Below are 24,430 nucleotides of genomic sequence, written 5' to 3' on the forward strand. Positions count from 1 at the left end.
AAAGCCCCTCCCACAAGCCCCATGCAAAACCACCTAGCCAATGATGGTTCAGCAATCCCCTGGCAGGCTGGCAATCCAGCGCTGCAGCACCTCAACGCCTTCGGCGTGCACAGTGGAACGCCCCAGCTCCGGCATCATAATGCTCGGGTCGACACTTTCCAGCCGATACATCAATACCGAGCTATCCGGCTGACCGGGGTGGATGTCCACCAGCCGATCACCCGAGCCCTTGCCCGCCGCCACCGGTTGTTTGCATAAGCCGTAACCAATACCAATGGCCGTCGCCGGATCAAGCGTCAGCCCCGAGGTGCGGCCCGGCCCTTTGGCGTTGTGGCAGTGGCTGCAGTTGGCATCCAGGTAACTGCGCGCCTGCTGCTCCAGGCTTTCGCCACTGCGTGGGGTCGGCCATAAAGCGTTCTGCGGCACGCCCTGCAAATCGGCAGGCAACGCCTGCAGACGACCCTGTTGCTGCCAGTGCTGCAACTGGTTATGCGTGCCATCGGCGTAAGCGAAGTCCTTGTTCAAATGACGCGCCTTCGGGCCTAGCGGGTTGATACCTTGCCCTGCGCGCTCTTCATGACAACCTGCGCACTGGTTGGCATCGGGCACCTGGTAGCTCACGGCCTGGGTCTGCCCCTTAGCATCCAGCAGGCTCAGCTCGCGGCTGTCGCCCGCCCACTCCAGATGCGCCTCTTGTTGCTGCGCATCCCACACATAAGGCAGCGCCACCCAACCGTCCTGCTGCTTGAGCAGGATACGTGTCTCGATCAACTGCACCCGCGCCAACTGCAGGCCACGCTGCGGGTCGCGATCATCCTGCTCGTTTAGTAGCAGGCGGCCCTGGGCATCCTTGGGGTAGTAGAAGGTTTTGCTCAGCACAGTGCCTACGGGGTAATCGAAATGCGCCTCGGCGTAGCTCGCCGCCGTGCCTGCCGGCATCCACACGCTGCGCAGCTTGTGCGCGTAGTCGGTAAACAACGGGGTATTCAGATCATAAGGCAGCGCTTCGGCAATCGGCGCGATAAAGCCATCGGCGCGCTGCAACATGCCCCAGCCACTGAGCTTTTCCGGGTAGTTGTCGCCGTCCGGCATATACAGCGGCGCCTGCGGCTGTTCACAGCCGGCGAGGAGCAGCAACACACCTAAAAGCAGCCTGCGCATCAGGCCCCCTGACCGGCTTCGGCCGAGGCCAATTTAACTGCCGGCAGCGGCGGCAAGCTGCAACGATAGTCGGCCATCTCAGTGCTGATGTTCTGGTAGTTGTTCGGTCCGTCGACATTGATCATGCCGGCCTCGCCGTTGTTGATGCAGATCGCCCGGTCGGCGGGCAGCTTGCCGCCCACCAGAATGTCGAGGTTGATGTAGCCGTCCCAGAGAATATCCGGCAGGCGGCCACTCAAGCCAAACTGGCTGATTTTCAGGGCTTTCAGCTCAAGATGATCAGGGCTGTCACCGGCCGGACCGAAGCGGTTGCCGTGGATATGAATACCTTCGGGGTAAGGGTCAAAGCCCTCGGCGGTGGAGAGATCGGTATAACCGGTGCTGAAGTAACTGCTGATGATCACATTGGCGGTCTTGTGCTCGCCGATATCGTTGTCGAACACCTCGACATCATCATTGGAGTTGATTACCACGCCGGAACCGGCCGGCACACTGGCCACCGGTGTGCCCTTGTGGCCGAAGTTCTTGTGGTTGTTGCCTTCGATTTTGTTGCGGAACACCCGCGTAACCCGGCCGGCCTGCGGCAGGTTGGGCATGTTGAATACCAATATGCCCCCGGTATTGCCGGTGGCCACGTTGTCATAAACGTCAGCACCAATGGTGTTCTCGATCTCGATGCCGGCAACGTTGCGCTCGGCGCGGCTGTTGCGTACCACCACATTGCGCGACTGGCCAACATAGATGCCGGCGTCCGATGCGCCGATGGCCACCGCGCCGTCAATCAGGGTGTTCTCGGTTTGCACCGGGTAGATGCCGTACGCACCGTTCTCGGTGGCCGGCCCGTTGGTCCATTCGGTGCGCACGCGACGAATGATGATGTTTTTGCCGCCCACTACTTTCAGCGAATCTCCCTTGGTGTCTTCGAAGGCAATGTCTTCAATGGTGAAGTCCGATGCATCTACCAGCAAACCTTCGGCACCGGATTTTTGTCCCTTGAAGCTGAGGATGGTCTTATCCATGCCCGCGCCCTTGATGGTCACGCCGCTGACCTTGAGGCTCAGGCTGCGATCAAGCTGGTAGGTGCCGGCCGGAATTTCAATCACGCTGCCAGGCTTGGCCTTGATCAGCTGGGTTTGCAGGTCTTTCTGAAAATCCAGGTTGGCCACCGGGGCCGGTTCTTCACCGCAGGCGGCCAGCAATAGGGGCAGAGCAAGTATGGAAAGCGGGGCAAGGCGCATGGCAATCTCCAGCGTTATTTTTATTAACTGGAACGATAGTACCAACTAATAAGAAAAAACCAAACACCCTACGAAAGCTGCTTGGCTGGCCCGCCCAACAGCTGACCTACGCAGAGCGCCACGCATCCGTTACCATCGCCGGCAATTAAGCGAAGAGATGCGGCATGTATATCTATCGATTGGTGCTGATCCTGGTGGTGGGGATCTACCTGTTCTCCCCGGCCATCATGGACTGGTGGATCGACCCCAACGGGGCCTGGTACCGCCCTTATCTGCTGTGGCTGATTCTGATCGTCGTGACCTTTATTCTGCAGAGCCAGCAAGATGCCGATGAACTCTGAACCCCTGCGGCGAATGTTGATGCTGCCTTTCATTTACTCGCCGAGCCAACCTAATGCTGACGAGCTTTAGCCTGAGCCAGCTGATCCTGATCAGCGCCGCCTACCTTCTTATTCTGTTCGGCGTGGCCTGGATCAGTGAGCACGGCCTGATTCCGCGTTGGGTGATCCGCCACCCGCTGACCTACACCCTGTCACTCGGCGTATACGCCAGCGCCTGGGCCTTCTACGGCACGGTGGGCCTGGCCTACCAGTATGGTTACGGCTTCCTCGCCAGTTACTTGGGGGTGTCTGGGGCCTTTCTGCTGGCACCGGTGCTGCTCTATCCAATTCTGAAAATCACCCGCACCTACCAGCTGTCATCCCTGGCTGACCTGTTTGCCTTCCGCTTCCGCAGCACCTGGGCCGGCGCCCTGACCACGGTATTTATGCTGGTCGGCGTGCTGCCATTGCTGGCCCTGCAAATTCAGGCGGTGGCCGACTCCATCGGTATTCTCACCCGCGAGCCGGTACAGGAACGTGTTGCTCTGGCTTACTGCGGGCTGATCATCCTGTTCACCATTCTGTTTGGCGCCCGCCATATCGCCACCCGTGAGAAGCACGAAGGCCTGGTGTTCGCCATTGCCTTCGAGTCGGTGGTCAAGCTGGTGGCAATCAGCATTATCGGCCTGTATGCCTTGTACGGCGTATTCGACGGCCCGCAGGACCTGCAGTCCTGGCTGGTGCAGAACCAATCTTCGCTGACCAGCCTGCATACGCCCTTGCAGGAAGGCCCGTGGCGCACGCTGCTGCTGGTGTTCTTCGCCTCGGCCATCGTCATGCCGCACATGTACCACATGACCTTCACCGAAAACCTCAACCCGCGTGCCATGGTCAGTGCCAGTTGGGGCCTGCCACTGTTCCTGCTGTTGATGAGCCTGGCGGTGCCGCTGATTCTCTGGGCCGGGCTGAAGCTGGGGGCCACCACCAACCCGGAATACTTCACCCTCGGCGTGGGCATCGCCGTGAATAGCCAGACCCTGGCGCTGATCGCCTATGTCGGCGGGCTGTCGGCCTCCAGCGGGCTGATTATCGTCACCACGTTGGCGCTGTCCGGCATGCTGCTCAACCACATCGTGCTGCCGCTGTACCAGCCGCCCTCGGAAGGCAATATCTACCGCTGGCTGAAGTGGACCCGCCGCGCCCTTATCTTGCTGGTCATCATGGCCGGTTACGGCTTCTACCTATTACTGGGTGCCGAACAGGACCTGGCCAACCTGGGCATCGTCGCTTTCGTCGCCACCCTGCAGTTCCTGCCCGGCGTACTCTCGGTGCTGTATTGGCCGACCGCCAACCGCAAAGGCTTTATCGCTGGGCTATTGGCCGGCATCGGTGTGTGGATAGTGAGCATGCTGTTGCCGATGCTCGGGAATCTGCAAGGGTTGTACCTGCCTTGGTTCAACGTCATCTATGTACTGGACGACAGCAGCTGGCACATGGCGGCCATCGGCTCGCTGGCGGCTAACGTACTGATGTTCACCTTGGTATCACTGTTCACCGAAGCCAGCCCGGAAGAGAAAAGCGCGGCCGAAGCCTGCGCCGTGGACAACGTGCGTCGTCCGCAACGGCGTGAATTGTTGGCGAACTCGCCGCAAGAGTTTGCCGCGCAACTGGCCAAACCCTTGGGTGCAAAAACCGCACAGCACGAGATCGAACAGGCGCTGCGCGATCTGCATCTGCCATTCGATGAAGGTCGCCCCTACGCCCTGCGCCGCCTGCGTGACCGCATCGAAGCCAACCTTTCAGGACTGATGGGCCCCAGCGTGGCCCAGGACATAGTCGAAACCTTTCTGCCCTTTAAGGCGGGCAGCGAAACCTATGTCACCGAGGACATCCACTTTATCGAAAACCGCCTTGAGGACTACCACTCGCGCCTCACGGGCCTGGCCGCCGAACTCGACACCTTGCGCCGTTACCACCGGCAAACGTTGCAAGAGCTTCCCATGGGCGTCTGCTCGCTGGCCAAGGACCAGGAAGTTCTGATGTGGAACAAAGCCATGGAAGACCTCACCGAGATCCCTGCCCAACGCGTTGTCGGCTCACGCCTGAGCACCCTGGCCGAACCATGGCGGGCCCTGTTGCAACACTTTATCGAACTGCCGGACGAGCACTTGCATAAACAGCGTCTGGCCCTCGACGGCCAGACTCGCTGGCTGAACCTGCACAAAGCGGCCATCGACGAACCTCTGGCACCCGGTAACAGTGGCCTGGTACTGCTGGTTGAAGACCTCACCGACACCCAAATGCTGGAAGACAAGCTGGTGCATTCCGAACGCCTGGCCTCTATCGGCCGTCTCGCCGCAGGCGTCGCCCACGAAATCGGCAACCCGATCACCGGCATCGCCTGCCTGGCGCAAAACCTGCGCGAGGAGCGCGAAGGCGACAGCGAACTGACCGAAATCAGCGAGCAGATCATCGAACAGACCAAACGTGTGTCGCGCATCGTCCAGTCGCTGATGAGCTTCGCCCACTCCGGCAGTCATCAGAACAGCGAAGAACCCGTCTGCCTGGCCCAAGTCGCGCAAGACGCTATCGCCCTGCTGGACCTCAACCGGCGCAGTGTCGAGGTGCAGTTTTTCAACCTCTGCGACTCCGACCATTGGGTAGTCGGTGATCCGCAGCGGCTGGCCCAAGTGCTGATCAACCTGCTGTCCAACGCCCGCGACGCCTCACCGCCGGGCAGCGCGATACGGGTTAAAAGCGAGGTGTTCGAACACACCATCGACCTGATCGTTGAGGACGAAGGCACCGGCATTCCTAAGGCAATCATCGACCGCCTGTTCGAGCCCTTCTTCACCACTAAAGACCCAGGCAAAGGTACGGGACTGGGCCTTGCACTGGTCTATTCGATCGTGGAAGAGCATTATGGACAGATAACAATCGACAGCCCGGCTGACCCCGAGCTTCAACGCGGCACCCGCATCCGGGTCAGCCTGCCGAGGCATGTCGAGGCGACGTCCCTAGCGACTTAAACCAGCTATCAGAGAGCGTGCCTGCAAGGCCAGTTGGCCCAGCGGCATGCCCCGAGACCGTCGAGAGACCAAATTAATGCCTCATATTTTGATCGTCGAAGACGAAACCATTATCCGTTCTGCCCTGCGCCGCCTACTGGAACGCAACCAGTACGAAGTCAGCGAAGCCGGCTCGGTGCAAGAAGCTCAAGAACGCTTCAGCATTCCCAGCTTCGACCTGATTGTCAGCGATTTGCGCCTGCCTGGCGCACCCGGCACCGAGCTGATCAAGCTCGGCCAGGGCACGCCGGTGCTGATCATGACCAGCTACGCCAGCCTGCGCTCAGCCGTCGACTCGATGAAGATGGGCGCGGTCGACTACATCGCCAAACCCTTCGACCACGATGAAATGCTCCAAGCCGTGGCGCGTATTCTGCGCGATCACCAGCAAGCCAAACACGCACCCGCCCCTGCTGCCGTGAGCTCGAAAGCCGGCAGCGAAAAGGTTGTGGACAACAGCAATGGCGAAATCGGCATCATCGGCTCCTGCGCTTCCATGCAGGAGATGTACAGCAAGATTCGCAAGGTCGCGCCCACCGACTCCAACGTACTGATTCAAGGCGAATCCGGCACCGGTAAAGAACTGGTGGCCCGCGCCCTGCACAACCTCTCTCGCCGCGCCAAGGCGCCGTTGATTTCGGTGAACTGTGCGGCCATCCCCGAATCGCTGATCGAGTCTGAATTGTTCGGCCACGAGAAAGGCGCCTTCACCGGTGCCAGCGCTGGTCGTGCAGGTCTGGTGGAAGCCGCCGATGGCGGCACCTTGTTCCTCGATGAAATCGGTGAGCTGCCTTTAGAAGCGCAAGCACGCCTGCTGCGCGTGCTGCAGGAAGGTGAAATTCGCCGGGTGGGCTCGGTGCAATCGCAGAAGGTCGATGTACGCCTGATCGCTGCGACCCACCGCGACCTAAAAAGCTTGTCGAAAATCGGCCAGTTCCGTGAAGACCTGTATTACCGCCTGCACGTAATCGCACTCAAACTGCCGCCGCTGCGCGAGCGTGGGGCTGACGTGAGCGATATCGCCCGCGCCTTTCTGATTCGCCAGAGCACCCGCCAGGGTCGACTCGACATGTGTTTTGCTGCGGACGCCGAACAAGCCATTCGCCATTACCCTTGGCCGGGTAACGTGCGCGAACTGGAGAACGCCATCGAGCGCGCGGTGATCCTCTGCGAAGGTAATAGCATCTCGGCCGAGCTGCTGGGCATCGATATCGAATTGGACGACCTTGAAGACGACTTCACTGGCCTGCCGCCCCACAGCAGCGGCATGGGACATGAGTCGAGCGAGCCAACCGAAGACCTGTCACTGGAAGACTACTTCCAGCACTTCGTGCTGGAGCACCAAGACCATATGACCGAGACCGAACTGGCCCGCAAACTCGGTATCAGCCGCAAATGCTTGTGGGAGCGCCGCCAGCGGCTGGGCATCCCACGACGCAAATCTTCGGGTGCAACCGCGGGCTGACAGGCCGTTTAAACCCCTAGCCGAGCCTGTGCTGACGCCGCGCCGCCAATGCAGGTAGTGCTTCACAGCCTGTAAAGCGCGGCGACTGGGTGACAGATGGGTGCGCAAGAGGTTCCGCAGTCTGTTACCCAATCAACACTTAGTAACAAAGCCGGGTCTTATGGTAACGAGAACCCGGCTTTTTTATGCCCTCAGTCAGACGGCAAAACCACTCAAGCCATTGATTTATAAGGGTTCGTAAAAACTGGCACGGGATCTGCTTTATCACTTGTACAAAAACAATAATAAGTACGCAGCAAACCTAATAAAAATAAGACATACCGACTCCAGCACAATAAAAACAACAATGCAGAGGCGTAGCTAACTGATTCTTTTGGAAAGGAATTGCCTTTGGGGTTCGCCCCAAAACCAGGCCGAGAATTATAAAACTGCCCTAAGGCAGAGCCTGTACTGGTTGGGTCACAGTGTGATCATGGCAGCGTCAGCATCCAAAGTAATCCGTTTGCTCTTGATTCCCTTGATTCCCATCTTGGGAAGTTTTCCAAAAGTCCCTGACTGGATGGAACGGGTAAATCAACAAAAACAACAAGCCCGCCATAATAATAAAAACAGAGCACGCAGCAATTTAGGGGGGAGCTTCGGCTCCCCCAGTAGCTTCAAACTCCCCGCCAGCAACAGTCTCCTGCCGTTTCCTGCATCAAACCCCTACTCAATGCTAGAATCCGCGCCATTCCTGTGGCCGGCATATACTCTGGCCAGTCATTTAGTCAAACAGTGCCTCCCATGCTGAAAAAGCTGTTCAAGTCCTTTCGTAGCCCTATCCGTCGCGGCAACCACTCGCACAGCACGCCTGAAGTGCTGAGCAGTAGCCAGCACCCTATCGAGCGCGGTGAAATTAGCCGTTATGCCGTCAGCGTGGTCGAACGCCTGCAGCAAGCGGGCTATCAGGCCTACCTGGTCGGTGGTTGCGTACGCGACCTGCTGCTAGACATCGAGCCTAAAGATTTTGACGTAGCCACCAGTGCGACACCGGAGCAGGTGCGGGCTGAATTCCGCAATGCCCGGGTCATCGGCCGTCGCTTCAAACTGGTTCACGTGCATTTCGGCCGCGAAATCATCGAGACGGCGACCTTCCGCGCCAATCACCCCGAAGGTGATGAGGAAGAGAACAGCAACCTGTCCTCACGCCATGAAAGCGGGCGCATTCTGCGCGATAACGTCTATGGCAGCCTGGAAGACGACGCCCAGCGCCGCGACTTCACCATCAATGCGCTGTATTACGACCCGGTCACAGAACGCATCCTCGATTACGCCAATGGCGTGCACGACATCCGCAACCACCTGATCCGCCTGATCGGTGACCCAACCCAGCGCTACCAGGAAGACCCAGTGCGCATGCTGCGCGCGGTGCGTTTCGCCGCCAAGCTGGATTTCGACATCGAGAAACACAGCGCCGCGCCCATCTACAAACTGGCTCCGTTGCTCGCTGGCATCCCCGCTGCGCGCCTGTTCGATGAAGTGCTCAAGCTATTTCTCGCCGGCTACGCGGTCTACACCTACGAGCTACTGGTCGATTATGGTCTGTTCGGTCAACTGTTCCCGGCCAGCGCCGAAGCGCTGAAGCTCAACCCCGATTACACCGATCAGTTGATCCGTAATGCCCTGGACAGCACCGACCTGCGTATTCAGCAGGGCAAATCGGTTACCCCGGCTTTCCTGCTCGCTGCCTTGCTTTGGCCAGCGTTGCCGGCCCGCGTAATCAAGCTGCAGGATCGCGGCATGCCGCCGATCCCGGCCATGCAAGAAGCCGCTCACGAACTGATCAGCGAACAGTGCCAGCGTATCGCTGTGCCTAAGCGCTTCACCATGCCGATCCGCGAAATCTGGGATATGCAGGAACGCCTGCCGCGCCGCAGTGGCAAACGCGCTGACACGCTGTTAGAGAGTTCACGCTTCCGTGCCGGTTACGACTTCCTCCTCCTGCGCGAAAGCGCGGGCGAGGAAACCGGTGGCCTGGGCGACTGGTGGACGCGTTATCAGGACGTCAGCGACAGTGAGCGACGCAACATGATCCGCGACCTCAGCAACAAAGATGATGCCGCCGGCGCACCGCGCAAACGCAAACGTAGCAACAGCAAGCGCAAACGCGGCCCAGCGACCGATAGCCCGAGCACCCCAACGGGCGAATAATGACACGCGTCTATATTGGCCTGGGCAGCAACCTGGCCACCCCGCTTGAGCAACTGCACAGCGCTTTCGCGGCGCTGGCAGCCTTGGCGCACACCACATTGGTTGCCCAATCCTCGTTCTATGCCAGCGACCCGCTCGGCCCGGCCGACCAACCGCGCTATGTAAATGCGGTGGCAGCGCTCGACACCACGCTTAGCCCCCTGACGTTGCTTGATGCGCTACAAGCCATTGAGCTGGAACAAGGGCGCACGCGCAAAGCCGAACGCTGGGGCCCGCGCACCCTGGATCTGGATATTCTGCTATTCGGCAACCAGCAGTTGGACACCCCGCGGCTGACCGTGCCGCACTATCACATGCATGCCCGCGCCTTTGTGCTCTACCCGTTGGCCGAGATCGCTCCAACGCTGCGACTACCCGATGGTCGCGCCTTGAGCGAATTGCTCGACAGCTGCCCCTTTGTGGGTTTGGAACAGCTGAACTGAGCAACACCGTGCTGAGCGCAAACCCTCTGCGACTGCGGAGTCACACCTTGAGTACCGCGCCCACCCCGTCAAGCAGCAAGCAGATTGGCGGTAACGCCAGTAACAAGCCGGTAACACCTGCAATTGACTTCGAGCCCACCCATCTGGACTATAGGCGTCCCGTTGCCCCGCACCGGTGCAATTCGCGGCCAATGCAGGCCAACTTGAAGCAGCACAACTGCTGACTGAACGCCTGAGTGAGGACAGTTTTCATGCCTGATGTAACCCTGACCACCCTGCAAAGCCTCAAGCAGAGCGGCGAGAAAATCGCCATGCTGACCTGCTATGACGCCACGTTCGCCCAGACGGCCTGTCAGGCCGGCGTCGATGTGCTGCTGGTGGGCGACTCCCTCGGCATGGTCTTGCAAGGCCATGACAGCACACTGCCCGTCACGGTTGCCGACATGGCGTACCACACCTCCTGCGTGAAACGCGGCAACCAAGGCGCGCTGATCCTCGCTGACTTGCCCTTTATGGCCTACGCCACCCTTGAGCAGACCATGAGCAATTGCGCTGCGCTGATGCAAGCCGGTGCGCACATGGTCAAGCTGGAAGGTGCGGCCTGGCTGGCCGAACCGATTCGCCAGCTGGCCGAACGCGGCGTTCCCGTGTGCGCCCACCTCGGCCTGACTCCGCAAGCGGTGAATATCCTCGGCGGTTACAAGGTTCAGGGCCGTCAGGAAGCATCAGCACGGCAGATGCGGGCCGACGCCATGGCGCTGGAGCAGGCCGGCGCGTCCATGTTGCTACTCGAATGCGTGCCCAGCGAACTGGCCGCTGAAATCAGCCAGGCGGTAAAGATCCCTGTAATCGGCATCGGCGCTGGCAGCGCAACAGACGGCCAGGTACTGGTGCTGCACGACATGCTCGGCCTCTCCCTGAGCGGCCGCACACCCAAGTTCGTGAAGAATTTCATGGCCGGCCAGAGCAGCATCCAGAATGCCATCAGCGCCTACGTCAAAGCGGTCAAAGACCAGAGCTTCCCAGCAGCCGAGCACGGATTTTCTGCATGAACACAGTTAAAAGCGTGCGCGAGTTACGCGCCGCTGTCAGTCAGGCGCGCGCCGAGGGTAAACAAATCGCCTTCGTGCCGACCATGGGTAACCTGCATGCCGGCCACGCCGCACTGGTGGAAAAAGCAGCGCAGCGAGCGGACTTTGTGGTGGCCAGCATTTTCGTCAACCCCTTACAGTTCGGCCCCAACGAGGACCTCGACAGTTACCCGCGCACCCTGCTTGCCGATCAGGAAAAGCTGGTTCAAGCGGGTTGTCACCTACTGTTCACCCCAGATGTCGCGGAGATGTACCCACACGGTACGGACGGTCAGACCCGCGTCAGCGTAGCAGGGGTATCCGAAGGCCTCTGCGGAGCCAGCCGCCCGGGGCACTTTGAAGGTGTCGCCACCGTGGTGAGTAAATTGTTCAACATGGTGCAGCCGGACCTGGCGATCTTCGGCCAGAAGGATTTCCAGCAACTGGCGGTAATCCGCACCCTGGTGCGTGACCTGAACATGCCGATCCAGATTATTGGCGAGCCAACCGTTCGCGCCGAAGACGGCCTGGCGTTGTCTTCGCGCAACGGTTACCTGAGCGCCGAGCAACGTGACGCCGCACCATTGCTGTATCGCACGCTGAAAGAAATGGCCAACGCCATTAAGGCCGGAGAGCGCGACTACGCCAAGCTGATTACTGCCGCGCAAGCACAGCACAGTGCGGCGGGCTTGCGCCCAGACTACTTGGAAGTGCGTGAAGCTAATGGCCTGCGCCCCGCCACAGCCGACGATCGGCATTTGGTTATTTTAGTGGCGGCCTTTACCGGCAATACCCGGCTGATTGACAACCTAGCGTTCGAGCTCGACACCCCGACCTGAACGCTGGTTGCCTGCTACCTGCCACTGCCAGTTACACTTAAGGCCCGGATCACTCCGGGCTTTTTTGCATGACGCGCCGTACCCAAAATAAGGAATACGCATCAAATGGCCTATTACCAACAACCGCATGACGTCACCTCCCTGCCCGCCTGGCAGGCGCTACGCGAACATCGCGAGCAGATGAACGACTTCAGCATGCGCGAGGCCTTTGCCAGTGATCCGCAACGCTTTAACCGTTTCTCCCTCAGCAGCTGCGGCTTGCTGCTGGATTATTCGAAGAACCTGATCGATGAAAAAACCCTTGGCTTACTCGTGCAACTGGCCGAGCAGAGCAAACTAGGCGAATCCATTCAAGCGCTGTTCAAGGGTGAGAAAGTCAATGCCTCCGAAGGCCGTGCAGCGCTGCACACCGCGTTGCGCAGCCCGATTGGTCGGCGCCTGGAACTGGATGGCATCGACCTGATCCCCCAGGTGCACCGCGTACTCAGCCAGATGACTGACCTGGTCAGCCGCATCCACAGCGGCCTGTGGCGCGGTTACAGCGAAAAACCCATCACCGAAGTGGTAAATATCGGTATCGGCGGCTCCTTCCTCGGCCCGCAACTGGTGTCCGAAGCATTACGCCCCTTTACTCAGCGCGGTGTGCGCTGCCATTACCTGGCCAATATCGACGGCAGCGAATTTCGTGACCTGACCGCCCGACTGAACCCGGAAACCACTCTGTTTATCGTCTCATCCAAGTCCTTCAGCACCCTGGAAACCCTGAAGAACGCCCTCGCGGCGCGCGATTGGTACTTGGCCATGGGCGGTCCGGAAGCCGAGCTGCACAAGCACTTTATCGCGGTGAGCAGCAACCAGAAGGCCGCCATCGAGTTCGGCATCAAGGCGGAAAACGTCTTCCCGATGTGGGACTGGGTCGGCGGTCGTTACTCACTCTGGTCAGCCATCGGCTTACCTATCGCCCTGGCCATCGGCATCTCCAACTTCAAGGAGCTGCTGGCCGGCGCCTATGCCATGGACCAGCACTTTACCCAGGCGCCGCTGGCCGAAAATATGCCTGTACTGATGGCCCTGCTGGGGATCTGGTACGGCAACTTCTGGGGCGCGAAAAGCCAGGCGATCCTGCCCTACGATCATTACCTGCGTAACATCACCAAGCATTTGCAGCAGCTGGACATGGAGTCCAACGGTAAAACAGTACGTCAGGACGGCAGCCCGGTAGACTTCAGTACCGGGCCCGTGATCTGGGGCGGTGTCGGCTGCAACGGCCAGCACGCCTATCACCAGTTGCTGCATCAGGGCACCGAACTGATCCCGGCGGACTTTATCGTGCCGGTCAACAGTTTCAGCCCATTGTCTGACCATCACCAGTGGCTGTTTGCCAACTGCCTGTCGCAAAGCCAGGCTCTGATGCATGGCAAGACCCGCGCCGAAGCTGAATATGAATTGCGCAGCAAAGGCCTGGACGAAGCCGAGGTACAACGCCTGGCTCCGCACAAGATAATCCCCGGAAACCGTCCGAGTAACATCCTCGCGCTCAATCGTATTGACCCGTTCAAACTCGGCGCCCTGGTCGCCCTGTATGAGCATAAAGTCTTTGTACAAAGCGCGATCTGGGGCACCAACGCCTTCGATCAGTGGGGCGTCGAATTGGGTAAAGAGCTCGGCAAAGGCGTTTATCAGCGCCTAACCGGGCAACTCGATGAGCCCGCTGCCGACGCCTCGACTCAAGGCTTGATTCAGCATTTCCGCGACCATCATCGCGGCTGACCCGGCACAATACTCAAGGCCCGGCATGGATGCACAGGGCCAGCACTTGAACCAAGCACCCGCTTGGGTGCACCCTTACCGGGGTCTGTTGCCGTTTCGTCGCGAACCGCGTTGCTGCGAAAAATCTCGCCAGGCCAGGCGGAGGACGCAGGTAATGGTTTTCCCTTGCCAAGTCCTCCAACACCGCATGGCGAGATTTTTCGCGCAACCCGAAGGGCCGGGCCTGTTTTGGCGCGATACTGCGTTTCTCGATACTCATTTGGAACGACCAAACTTCGTATCTCGTGTCTTGTCTCGCGCCAAAACAGGCTCCGGCGCGGCCGCGAACGAAACGGCAACAGACCCCGATATCGCGGAACACAACAACAAGGACCCGCCATGTTCGAAATCACCCGCCACCCAGTTGCCGATGCCGTGCGCCAACGCGCTCACCTGGACAACGACGACTACCAACGCCTCTATCAGCAGTCGATCGAGCAACCAGAAATATTTTGGGCCGAGCAGGCCAAGACCTTTCTCGATTGGTCCAAGCCCTGGACCAGCGTGCAACAGGGTGACCTGCTCAGCGGTCACGGCTCCTGGTTCAAGGGCGGCCAACTGAATGTCAGTTACAACTGCATTGACCGCCACCTGGCCACGCGCGGCGAGCAAATTGCGTTGATCTGGGAAGGCGACAACCCCAGCGAGTCGGCGCACATCACCTACAAGAAGCTGCACCACAACGTCAGCCGCCTGGCCAATGTGCTGAAAAGCCGTGGCGTAAAAAAGGGCGACCGGGTGTGCATCTACATGCCGATGATCCCCGAGACCACCTACGCCATGCTCGCCTGCACCCGTATCGGTGCGGTGCATTCGGTGGTATTCGGCGGCTTCTCCCCGGATGCGCTGCGTGACCGCATTCTCGACGCCGATTGCCACACCGTCATCACCGCCGATGAAGGCGTGCGCGGCGGCAAGTACGTGGCGCTCAAGGCCAATGTCGACAAGGCGCTGCAGAACTGTCCGGCAGTCTCCACGGTCGTAGTGGTCGAGCGCACCCAGGGCGACATCGACTGGGTGGAAGGTCGTGACATCTGGTACCACGAAGCTCTGCACGAGGCCGACAGCGATTGCCCGCCGGAGCCTATGGACGCCGAAGATCCGCTGTTTATCCTCTACACCTCCGGCTCCACCGGTAAACCCAAAGGCGTGCTGCACAGCACCGGCGGCTATCTGCTGATGGCGGCAATGACCCACAAGTACGTGTTCGACTACCACGAAGGCGATATCTACTGGTGCACCGCCGACGTCGGCTGGGTCACCGGGCACAGCTATATCGTCTACGGCCCGCTGGCCAACGGCGCCACCAGTTTGATTTTCGAAGGTGTGCCCAACTACCCAGACGCTTCGCGCTTCTGGCAGGTCATCGACAAGCATCAAGTGAATATCTTCTACACCGCGCCAACGGCTCTGCGCGCGCTGATGCGTGAAGGCGAAGGCCCGGTTAAAGCCACCTCGCGCAGCAGTCTGCGCTTGCTCGGCAGCGTCGGCGAACCGATCAACCCAGAAGCCTGGGAGTGGTATTACAACGTGGTCGGCGAGCGCCGCTGCCCCATCGTCGACACCTGGTGGCAAACCGAAACCGGGGCGATTCTGATCACCCCATTGCCTGGCGCAACAGACCTCAAGCCCGGTTCGGCGACTCGTCCGTTCTTCGGCGTGCAACCGGTGCTGCTGGATGAGCAGGGTAAGGAGATCAATGGCCCGGGCTCAGGCGTATTGGCGATCAAGGACAGTTGGCCCAGCCAGATTCGCAGTATCTACGGTGACCACCAACGGATGATCGACACTTACCTCAAGCCTTATCCGGGTTATTACTTCAGTGGCGACGGCGCACGTCGTGACGAGGACGGTTACTACTGGATCACCGGACGTGTGGATGACGTGATCAACGTCTCCGGCCATCGCATCGGCACCGCCGAGGTGGAAAGCGCACTGGTGCTGCATGACGCCGTCGCCGAGGCGGCTGTGGTGGGCTACCCGCACGACCTCAAAGGTCAGGGCATCTACGCCTTTGTCACACCGATGAACGGCATAGACGTCAGCGACGCACTGAAAAAAGAATTGCTCGCCTTGGTCGGCAAGGAGATTGGCGGTTTCGCCAAACCCGAGCTCATTCAGTGGGCACCGGGCCTGCCGAAGACCCGCTCAGGCAAAATCATGCGGCGTATCCTGCGCAAGATCGCCTGCAACGAGCTGGAAAACATGGGCGACACCTCGACCCTGGCCGACCCCGGCGTGGTGGACGGACTGATCGAGCAACGCCTAAACCGCTAAGCCGAGCGGTAGGGTGGATGACGCTCTGCTCATCCACCACGGCCCACGGTGGATCGATAGAGCGCGATCCACCCTACGAGCTCAACCAGTGATCCGCACGGCGGATGCACCCGCCCTACACCAGCAAGCGAACAACCTATTCCATGGAATTTATTCGCCGCCGCATCGAAAGCCAAGTCCTTAGCCTGAGCGGTATCGCCCTCGGTCAGATCGACTTCGAAAAGCCCCAGGGCGACCCTGGCCTGTTCGGCCCAGACTCGGTGAGCTGGCAGGTGCATGGCGACTTCACCAGCATGCTGATCGGCGGCATCAGCGCCCTGCTGCTGCAGGCCTTGCACCCACTGGCGCTGGCCGGTGTATGGGACCACTCGAATTTTCGTGACGACCTGCTCGGCCGCCTACGCCGCACCGGGCAGTTTATTTCCGGCACCACCTACGGCTCACGCGCCGATGCCGACTGGCTGATCGACAAGGTCAAAACCATTCACCTCAAAGTCACGGGCACCACCCCAGATGGCCGCGCCTATGCCGCCAGTGATCCTGCGCTGCTGACCTGGGTGCATGTGGCCGAGGTGTACAGCTTTCTTCAGGCTCATCTACGTTACCGCAACCCGCAGCTGAGCGAGGCCGACCAAGACCGCTACTACGCGGAAATCGCTCTGATCGCTGAACGCCTGGGGGCGAGCCAAGTACCGCGTTCACGCGCCGACGTTAATACCTACCTGGCAGCGGTACGCCCCGAGCTACGCTGCGATGAACGCTCCCTGGAAATCCTGCGCATCTTACTGGGCGCACCCGCCCCTAGCGCCATCGCCGCGCCGGTGGCCAAACTGTTGATGCAGGCCGGCATCGACCTGCTACCCAACTGGGCGCAGGAGATGCTCGGCCAGCAGATCAGCCCGGCTCGCAGCCGGCTGATTCACTCCGGCGTACACAGCCTGGCCCCCGTGCTGCGCTGGGCGGTACGCGGCGGCGCCATCCACCGCGCACGCAAACGTCTGCAGTTGCCGCCACGCTGACCGGTCGGTTCGCGCGCTGGCCGTAAACAAAGCCGCTGTGCCACCATAGCGACCTTTCGCGGCCCGCCGCGCCTGCTACTTGTGAGGATCACGTTATGCAAGACGTCGTCATCGTTGCCGCCACCCGCACCGCCATCGGCAGCTTCCAGGGTTCACTGGCGAACATTCCAGCACCGGAACTGGGCGCTGCGGTAATCCGCCAGTTGCTTGCACAAACCGGCCTGGACGGCGCGCAGGTCGACGAAGTGATCCTCGGCCAGGTACTGACCGCAGGCTCCGGGCAAAACCCAGCGCGCCAGGCCGCGATTCTCGCAGGCCTGCCGCATGCCGTACCGGCGCTGACCCTGAACAAGGTCTGCGGCTCGGGCCTGAAAGCCCTGCACCTGGGCGCCCAGGCCATCCGCTGTGGTGACGCCGAGGTGATCATCGCCGGCGGCATGGAGAACATGAGCCTCTCCCCTTATGTCATGCCAGGCGCGCGCACCGGCCTGCGCATGGGGCACGCCAAGGTCATCGACACCATGATCACCGACGGCCTGTGGGACGCCTTTAACGACTACCACATGGGCATCACCGCCGAGAACCTGGTGGATAAATACGACATCAGCCGCGAGGCGCAGGACGCCTTCGCCGCCGCCTCGCAGCAGAAAGCCGTGGCAGCCATCGAAACCGGGCGTTTTGTTGATGAGATCACCCCAATCCTGATTCCCCAGCGCAAAGGCGACCCGGTGGCCTTTGCCACTGACGAACAGCCGCGCGCCGGCACCACCGCCGAATCCCTGGGCAAACTCAAGCCCGCATTCAAGAAGGACGGCAGCGTCACTGCCGGCAACGCCTCCAGCCTCAACGATGGCGCCTCCGCCGTACTGCTGATGAGCGCGGCCAAGGCTGAGGCATTGGGCTTGCCGGTACTGGCGAAAATTGCCGCTTATGCCAACGCCGGTGTCGACCCAGCCATCATGGGCATCGGTCCGGTCGGCGCCACCCAGCGCTGCCTGGCTAAGGCCGGCTGGGCGCTCGCCGACCTGGACCTGATCGAAGCCAACGAAGCCTTCGCCGCTCAGGCCCTGGCGGTCGGCAAGGAGCTGAACTGGGATGCCAGCAAGGTCAACGTCAACGGCGGCGCCATCGCCCTCGGCCACCCGATCGGCGGCTCCGGCTGCCGCGTGCTGGTCACCCTGCTGCACGAGATGATCAAGCGTGACGCTAAGAAGGGTCTCGCCACCCTGTGCATCGGCGGCGGGCAAGGCGTGGCACTGGCTATAGAACGGGCCTGATACCGACGCTCAGCTCTAGCAACGAAAAGCCGGCCCCATCAATTAGGGGGCCGGCTTTTTTATTTGCCATCGACAGCACTGATGATGGCTATTGACCGTCTGCGTTTCTCAAGAGTCAGGCTGCGGCGCAACATTGGCCCCCTAGCCACTTACCCACTCTTTCGAGGACACATACATGAACAAGTACCTGATCGCTTCCCTGCTTGCCGCCGGCCTGGCCAGCAATGTGTTCGCCGCAGACGGCGCCGAGCGCACCCTGAGCAATCGTATCGCCGCTGATGGCTTTGACCGCACCAGCATCAACCGAATCGCTGAAGATGGTGCAGAACGCACGGGCGGTAACCGTGTCGCCGAAGACGGTTTCGACCGCACCAACATCAATCGCCTGGCCGAAGATGGCGCAGATCGTACCGGTGGTAACCGCGTCGCGGCTGACGGTGCTGACCGCACGGGCATTAACCGCATTGCTGAAGATGGTGCAGACCGTTCAGGCGGTAACCGTGTCGCCGAAGATGGCTTCGACCGCACCAACATCAATCGCCTGGCCGAAGATGGCGCAGATCGTACCGGTGGCAACCGCGTCGCGGCTGACGGCGCTGACCGCACGGGCATTAACCGCATCGCCTAATGGCATTACACGCGCAAATTAAAGGGCACCTTCGGGTGCCCTTGCTGTTTTTGCCGAGCCTGCATCCCGGCAGGTGAATCTTGATAAACTGCGCGCCCTCCTTTTTCGAGTTACCGCGCATGCCCGCTCTCGATCAGGCGCTGCGCGCCGCCTTGAATAACCGCCAAGACCTTCTGACAGAACTGCATCAACAGGGCACAGATTGCTATCGCCTGTTCCACGGCAGCCAGGAAGGCGTCGGCGGCCTGACCATCGACCGTTACGGCCCGCAATTACTGGTGCAAAGCTTTCACCAGAGCCTGAGTCGCGACGAATTGCTGCAACTGGCCGAGCAGTGCCAGACCAGCCTTAACGGACAGCTGCTGCTGGTCTACAACGACCGCTCCCAGGGCAATTCACGTATCGACCGCACTGATTCGATCTACCAAGCCGAGCCCGCCGCACTGGAAGACTTAGTCGGCCATGAGTGGGGGCTCAACTACCGCGTGCGCGGCCGCCATGCCGGGCAAGACCCGCTGTTGTTTCTCGACCTGCGCAACGCCCGTGGCTGGGTCAAAGCGCACAGCGCCGGCAAGTCAGTACTCAACCTGTTTGCCTACACCTGTGGCGTCGGCTTGAGCGCGGCTGCAGGCGGGGCCAGTGAGGTGCTCAATCTGGACTTTGCCGAAGGCAATCTGGCGGTCGGTCGCGAGAATGGTCAGCTCAATCAGCAGCTGCGGCCCATGCAATTTGTACAGTCCGATTATTTTCCAGCGATTCGCCAGCTGGCCGGCCTGCCGATTAGCGCGCGTCGTGGCCACAAACTGCCGGACTATCCACGCTTAACGTCGCGTCAGTTTGATCTGGTGTTACTCGACCCGCCCGCCTGGGCCAAAAGCGCGTTCGGCACCGTCGACCTGCTGCGCGACTACCAAAGCCTGCTCAAGCCCGCGATCCTCGCCACGGCTGATGACGGCGTGCTGATCTGCTGCAATAACCTGGCAAAAGTCGCCATGGCCGATTGGCGTGAGCACGTGCTGCGTTGCGCGGAGAAAATCGGCCGCCCCGTGCGCGATTGCCACGCACTGGCACCGGCCAGCGATTTCCCGTCACAAGATGCTCAACCACCACTAAAGACCCTGATCCTGCAGTTCTGATCGCACCCACACTTGGAGAAAATGCCCACGCAGAGCCTCTGCGGAACCGCGCACGCGTGCCATACTCCAAGGCACTTTTCGTCGGGATAGATGACGTTTTTATGCTTAAAGGAATAAAGCGCGCTGCCAGCGCCATTGCCATCACCGTTGCCCTATACAGCCTGCTGGGTTTTCTGATTCTGCCCGGTATCGGCCTGCGCATCGCCAATCAGCAACTGGCGCAATACGCCGAAGTCCCCGCCACACTGCAACGCCTGCAATTCAACCCGTTCAGCTTGGAGCTCAGCCTCTGGGGCCTGCAGATTGGCGAAGCCGAACAGCAACAGATCGCCTTCGAACGCCTATATGCCAACCTGCAACTCGACAGCCTGTGGACAGGCATGTTGCATCTGGCCGATATCGAGCTGGACAAACCGCACAGCGAAGTACTCTTCGGCAAGGACGGCCGGCTCAACCTGACTCAGCTGTTCAACGTCCCGGCGAGCACACAGCCCGAGGTCGAAGAACCCGCCGGCGAACCGTTCCCACTGCGTATTTCGCGGATAAAACTGAGCGGTGGCAACGTGCACTTTCAGGACTTGCGCCCCAGCCAGCCGATCAATTTTATCTACGACGACCTCAACTTTGAGCTGCTCAATCTGAGCACCCTGCCCGACGATAACGCCGACATGACCCTGGTTGCCACTGGACCCAAAGGCGGACGCATCGACTGGAGCGGGCGCATCAGCCTGGTGCCGATCAGCTCCAGCGGCAGCCTGAAAGTCACTGACGGCAAGTTGAAAGGCGTCTGGCCTTATGTGCGCGATGCGCTGCCACTGGTTTTGGAAGACGGCATCATCAACCTCAGCAGCGATTACAGCCTGAACCTAGCCAAAAACACCGAACTGTTGCTGAGCAACACCCAGCTCAGCGTCAGCAACTTTGCCATCAAGAGCCCGGCGAACAAGCCCCTGCTGCGCCTGGAAAGTCTGGATATCAGCGAAACCAGCGTGGACCTGGCCAAGCAACAGGTCCTCGTCGGCAAGATTCGTAGCCAGAAACTGGAAACCTGGGCCGCACGCGAGGCCGATGGCCAGCTCGACTGGCAGAAGCTACTGGCCAGCCAACCTGCTAAACCGGCTCCAACTCCAACTTCAAATGAGGGTGGCGCGGGCTCCACCGCGGCACCAGAAACCGCGCCGGTGAAAAGTTCATCCGAGCCAACCACCGCCGAGCAATCCGCTGAGCTGCAAACCGCTACTGCAGGCCAACCGCAAAAGCCCAGCAAACCCTGGCAGGTGATCCTGCGTGACGTGCAATTGCGCGACTATCAGGTACACCTGGCCGACCGCGCCGGCGGCGCGGAAGTCAAAATCGACCTGGCTCCGCTTAATCTCGACCTGAGCGATTTCGACAGTCTGGGCACTTCACCTTTCGGCCTTAAACTCGATACGGGGGTGAACAAGACCGGGCAGATCAAGGCCGACGGCCAGGTACAACTGACCCCGACCACAGCCAAGCTGCAGGTTGCCACGCGCGATATCGACCTACGCCTGGCACAGACCTACCTGAGCCCCTTCGTGCGCCTGGAGCTGCGCAGCGGCAAGCTTGGCAGTGACCTGGCGGTCGACTTGCAAAGCGTCGAACCGCTGGCCTTCAGCATTGGCGGGCAGGCCGAGATCAACCAGCTGCATACCCTCGACACACTCAAGAACCGCGACTTCCTCAAGTGGCAACAAGTCGTGGTAGATGGGCTCGATTACCAGCACGGCAAGGGGCTGGTGATTGACCAGGTGAAACTGCAACAACCCTACGTGCGCTTTATCATCAACGAAGACCTGAGCACCAATATCAACGACCTGATGGTGCCCCAACCCGCCAGCGCCGAAACGAGTAAAGCATCGGCCGAGAAATCGCTACCGATCCGTATCGGCGGCGTCAGCATCAAAGACGGCTCGGCCAACTTCGCCGACTTCAGCCTGCGCCCCAACTTCGCCACGGCCATCGGCCAACTCAACGGCCAGATCGGCACCTTGGACAACCAGAGCCCCAAAGCCGCCAGCGTTGATATCAAGGGCAAGATCGACAAGTACGCCCCTGTCAGCATCAAGGGGCAACTCACCCCATTCGACCCGATGAACAGCCTGGACATCACCACCCGCTTCAAGAACGTCGAACTGACGACCCTGACCCCATACTCCGGCAAGTTCGCTGGCTTTCGCATCCGCAAGGGTCGCCTCAACCTTGACCTGCATTACCAGATCGAGAAAGGCAACCTCAACGCCGAGAACAAACTGCTGCTGGAAGATCTGCAACTGGGCGAAAAGGTCGACAGTAAAGATGCCATGGACCTGCCTATTCGCCTCGCTGTGGCGCTCCTGAAAGACACCCAAGGCAATATCGAAATCCAGCTGCCCGTCCAAGGTAACCTCAACAGCCCACAATTCAGCGTGATGCCAATCGTCTGGCAAACCCTGCGCAATCTGGTGCTGCGTGCGGCTCAGGCCCCGTTCAAATTTATCGGTGGGCTGGTCAGTGGTGGTAATGTCGACCTCAGCACCGTGCGTTTCACTGCCGGAAAAGTCGAACTCGACGCCGATGCGCAGAAGGCCTTGGACACCCTGGCCAGTGCTTTGAAGGAACGCCCTACCCTGCGCCTGGAAATCGAAGGCATGGGCGCTGAAAGCAGCGACGGTCCGCCATTGGCCGCAGCACGCCTAGAGAGCGAATACCAAAAAACCTGGTACAAGATGCTGCAACGCCGTGGCGATGATGTACCTGCCGAGGCCAGCGATCTGGTGGTGGATGAGGACGACAAAAGGGTACTGCTCGAAGGCATCTACCGCACCCGCCTCAAACAACAACCACCGGCCGAGTGGGCCGAACTGAACGACGAAGAGCGCAGCGTAAAAATGCGTGAGAGCGTGCTGCAATCCTGGGCGCAGAGCAAACTGCTGTTGCGTCAGTTGGCCCAAGTCCGCGCGGCCGAAATAAAGAGCTATCTGGTGGAGCGTGGTGGGCTAAGCGACGAACGTATCTACCTGCTGGATGTCAACATCACACAGGCTGACGCCGATGGCCGCGTCGCCACCACCCTGCACCTTGGTAGCGAGTAACGTTGATGTTGATGCGCGCAATTCCCACCACTTTATTGCTCGCACTGACTGGTGCAGCTTCCATGGCGCAAGCCGAGACAATGCGCTGTGGCAGTCAACTGGTGAGCCTGGATGACCGGCGTTTCGAAGTCCTGCAGAAGTGCGGCGAACCGGTGTTTCGCGACCTGGTCGGCTACTCGCTCGGCCCGAATGAACGCCGCGAATACCAGATCGAGGAATGGGTCTATGGGCCTGATAATGGCATGCTGAGCATCCTTACCTTTGAAGGCACGCGCCTGCGCGCCATCGAACGGCGTCGCAGCCGCTGAACCGTACCCCCGGAAAACCTATGAAAACGTTGATATGCAGCTTGCTGTTTGTTCTGCCGCTGACGGCACACGCGTCTTCGACCCTGCGTTGTGATAGCGGCCTGATCAGCCTGAAAGACTCAACCAGCATTGTCAGCAACAAGTGCGGAGAGCCGATCAGCCGTGAGTTTGTCGGCTATCGCGAAGTGCTGGATGAGTACGGCTTTCGCAATGAAGTGGCCGTAGAGGAATGGGCGTATGGTCCGCGCAATGGCATGTATCAGTTTCTGCGCTTCGAGGGCAATCGCTTAATCAAGATCGAGAGCAAGCGCGGTAAGTAAGCAGGTCAACTTACCGCACATAAAAAAGCCCCGCAGGCTTGGCCTGCGGGGCTTTTTAACGCTGGGTTACAGCTTGCTGCTGAAATCACGCAGCTCGTCCTGAGCTTTTTCCTTGGTCCAACCGTAACGCTCTTGCAGCTTGCCGGCCAGGTATTCGCTGTGGCCTTCAGCAACATCCAGATCATCGTCGGTCAGGTTGCCCCAACGCTCCTTGATACGGCCGTTCAGTTGTTTCCACTTACCTTTGATTACGTCGGAATTCATAACTCAATCCTCGTGATGGTATGGACAGCGGGCTCTTACGCGAGCCCTGGGGCCATTGGTTTATTCAGCAGTTTTCAAGGCTTCGGCGGAAACAGCAGTTACGCCTTTGATTTCTTTCGCCTTGGCTACGGCCAGGTCGTGCTCAGCTTCGGTAGCCACAACACCCGACAGGGTCACTACGCCTTTATTGGTTTCGACTTTGATGTCGATACCGCTCAGTTCACTGTCCGCCAGAAAGGTCGACTTCACTTTGCTGGTAATCCAGGTATCGGTGACTGCATCTTCCGTGGTGTTCATGGTTTCACTGGCGGCCAACATTGTTGGCTGTACCACCGTGCTGGTTTCGGCAAGAGCCGGCCCGGCCAATAACAGGCTCAGGGCAGTGGCGGTCAGAGTGGCGCTGGCAACGTGCTTGATTGACTGTTTCATGGATAGTGCTCCTGCATGAGTAAAATTAACTGCAA

At 59.9% G+C, this 24,430-nt stretch carries 20 protein-coding genes; 16 read left to right on the forward strand and 4 right to left on the reverse strand.

From position 1 onward, the window contains the following. Nucleotides 1–48: 48 nt before the first annotated feature. Both D8779_RS14535 and D8779_RS14540 read right to left on the reverse strand, forming a co-directional pair. Nucleotides 49–1,161 (reverse strand): SO2930 family diheme c-type cytochrome, encoded by a 1,113-nt coding sequence (locus tag D8779_RS14535; protein ID WP_136665214.1) that lies wholly within the window; start codon nt 1,159–1,161, stop codon nt 49–51. Continuing rightward, nucleotides 1,161–2,399 (reverse strand): parallel beta-helix domain-containing protein, encoded by a 1,239-nt coding sequence (locus D8779_RS14540; protein WP_136665215.1) that lies wholly within the window; start codon nt 2,397–2,399, stop codon nt 1,161–1,163. The genes D8779_RS14535 and D8779_RS14540 overlap by 1 nt, the downstream gene beginning before the upstream one ends. A 164-nt stretch (nt 2,400–2,563) precedes the next feature. Between D8779_RS14540 and D8779_RS14545 the strand changes: the two genes are divergently transcribed. The 16 genes from D8779_RS14545 (at nt 2,564) to D8779_RS14620 (ending at nt 23,702) form a co-directional block, all read left to right on the forward strand. Further along, nucleotides 2,564–2,740 carry a hypothetical protein gene (locus tag D8779_RS14545; protein ID WP_090243806.1) on the forward strand — a complete coding sequence of 59 codons (177 nt, stop codon included), beginning with the start codon at nt 2,564–2,566 and terminating at the stop codon, nt 2,738–2,740. 53 nt (nt 2,741–2,793) lie between these two features. Continuing rightward, a complete protein-coding gene (locus D8779_RS14550) occupies nt 2,794–5,748 on the forward strand; it encodes a sensor histidine kinase (protein ID WP_136665216.1) in 2,955 nt (984 codons plus the stop codon). Between the two features lie 76 nt (nt 5,749–5,824). Further along, nucleotides 5,825–7,252 (forward strand): sigma-54-dependent transcriptional regulator, encoded by a 1,428-nt coding sequence (locus tag D8779_RS14555; RefSeq protein WP_136665217.1) that lies wholly within the window; start codon nt 5,825–5,827, stop codon nt 7,250–7,252. A gap of 783 nt (nt 7,253–8,035) precedes the next feature. Beyond that, a complete protein-coding gene (locus D8779_RS14560; RefSeq protein WP_136665218.1) occupies nt 8,036–9,442 on the forward strand; it encodes a polynucleotide adenylyltransferase PcnB in 1,407 nt (468 codons plus the stop codon). After that, nucleotides 9,442–9,924, forward strand: a complete 483-nt coding sequence (folK, locus tag D8779_RS14565; RefSeq protein ID WP_205895826.1) for a 2-amino-4-hydroxy-6-hydroxymethyldihydropteridine diphosphokinase — start codon at nt 9,442–9,444, stop codon at nt 9,922–9,924. Before D8779_RS14560 ends, folK begins: the two co-directional genes overlap by 1 nt. Nucleotides 9,925–10,175: 251 nt before the next feature. Further along, entirely contained in the window at nt 10,176–10,976 is an 801-nt protein-coding gene (panB, locus tag D8779_RS14570) for a 3-methyl-2-oxobutanoate hydroxymethyltransferase (RefSeq protein ID WP_136665220.1), read from the forward strand. After that, on the forward strand, nt 10,973–11,833 hold the full coding sequence (gene panC, locus D8779_RS14575; protein WP_136665221.1) for a pantoate--beta-alanine ligase: 861 nt from the start codon (nt 10,973–10,975) through the stop codon (nt 11,831–11,833). The genes panB and panC overlap by 4 nt, the downstream gene beginning before the upstream one ends. Nucleotides 11,834–11,938: 105 nt before the next feature. Then, nucleotides 11,939–13,603, forward strand: coding sequence for a glucose-6-phosphate isomerase (gene pgi / locus D8779_RS14580; protein WP_136665222.1), 1,665 nt, complete (start codon nt 11,939–11,941; stop codon nt 13,601–13,603). 378 nt (nt 13,604–13,981) lie between these two features. After that, the gene (gene acs, locus D8779_RS14585; protein WP_136665223.1) at nt 13,982–15,919 is read left to right on the forward strand and encodes an acetate--CoA ligase; all 1,938 of its coding nucleotides are present in this window, start codon (nt 13,982–13,984) and stop codon (nt 15,917–15,919) included. A 143-nt stretch (nt 15,920–16,062) separates the two neighbouring features. Then, nucleotides 16,063–16,938 carry an oxygenase MpaB family protein gene (locus D8779_RS14590; RefSeq protein ID WP_136665224.1) on the forward strand — a complete coding sequence of 292 codons (876 nt, stop codon included), beginning with the start codon at nt 16,063–16,065 and terminating at the stop codon, nt 16,936–16,938. Nucleotides 16,939–17,033: 95 nt separating this feature from the next. Next, nucleotides 17,034–18,215, forward strand: a complete 1,182-nt coding sequence (locus tag D8779_RS14595; RefSeq protein ID WP_136665225.1) for an acetyl-CoA C-acetyltransferase — start codon at nt 17,034–17,036, stop codon at nt 18,213–18,215. A 175-nt stretch (nt 18,216–18,390) separates the two neighbouring features. After that, nucleotides 18,391–18,843 (forward strand): phage infection protein, encoded by a 453-nt coding sequence (locus D8779_RS14600; RefSeq protein WP_136665226.1) that lies wholly within the window; start codon nt 18,391–18,393, stop codon nt 18,841–18,843. 119 nt (nt 18,844–18,962) lie between these two features. Beyond that, entirely contained in the window at nt 18,963–19,979 is a 1,017-nt protein-coding gene (locus tag D8779_RS14605) for a class I SAM-dependent rRNA methyltransferase (RefSeq protein ID WP_136665227.1), read from the forward strand. Between the two features lie 101 nt (nt 19,980–20,080). Further along, on the forward strand, nt 20,081–23,074 hold the full coding sequence (locus tag D8779_RS14610) for a DUF748 domain-containing protein (protein ID WP_136665228.1): 2,994 nt from the start codon (nt 20,081–20,083) through the stop codon (nt 23,072–23,074). Between the two features lie 11 nt (nt 23,075–23,085). After that, a complete protein-coding gene (locus tag D8779_RS14615) occupies nt 23,086–23,382 on the forward strand; it encodes a DUF2845 domain-containing protein (protein WP_405121093.1) in 297 nt (98 codons plus the stop codon). 20 nt (nt 23,383–23,402) lie between these two features. Continuing rightward, nucleotides 23,403–23,702: a DUF2845 domain-containing protein gene (locus tag D8779_RS14620; RefSeq protein WP_136665230.1), complete on the forward strand. Its 300-nt coding sequence runs from the start codon at nt 23,403–23,405 to the stop codon at nt 23,700–23,702. A gap of 66 nt (nt 23,703–23,768) precedes the next feature. On the opposite strand, the gene D8779_RS14625 is transcribed toward D8779_RS14620, so the two are convergent. Both D8779_RS14625 and D8779_RS14630 read right to left on the reverse strand, forming a co-directional pair. Beyond that, nucleotides 23,769–23,966 carry a CsbD family protein gene (locus tag D8779_RS14625; RefSeq protein WP_136665231.1) on the reverse strand — a complete coding sequence of 66 codons (198 nt, stop codon included), beginning with the start codon at nt 23,964–23,966 and terminating at the stop codon, nt 23,769–23,771. Between the two features lie 60 nt (nt 23,967–24,026). Beyond that, nucleotides 24,027–24,395: a BON domain-containing protein gene (locus D8779_RS14630; protein WP_136665232.1), complete on the reverse strand. Its 369-nt coding sequence runs from the start codon at nt 24,393–24,395 to the stop codon at nt 24,027–24,029. Nucleotides 24,396–24,430 lie beyond the last annotated feature (35 nt).

The organism is Pseudomonas leptonychotis (assembly GCF_004920405.1).
Classification (GTDB): Bacteria; Pseudomonadota; Gammaproteobacteria; order Pseudomonadales; family Pseudomonadaceae; genus Aquipseudomonas; species Aquipseudomonas leptonychotis.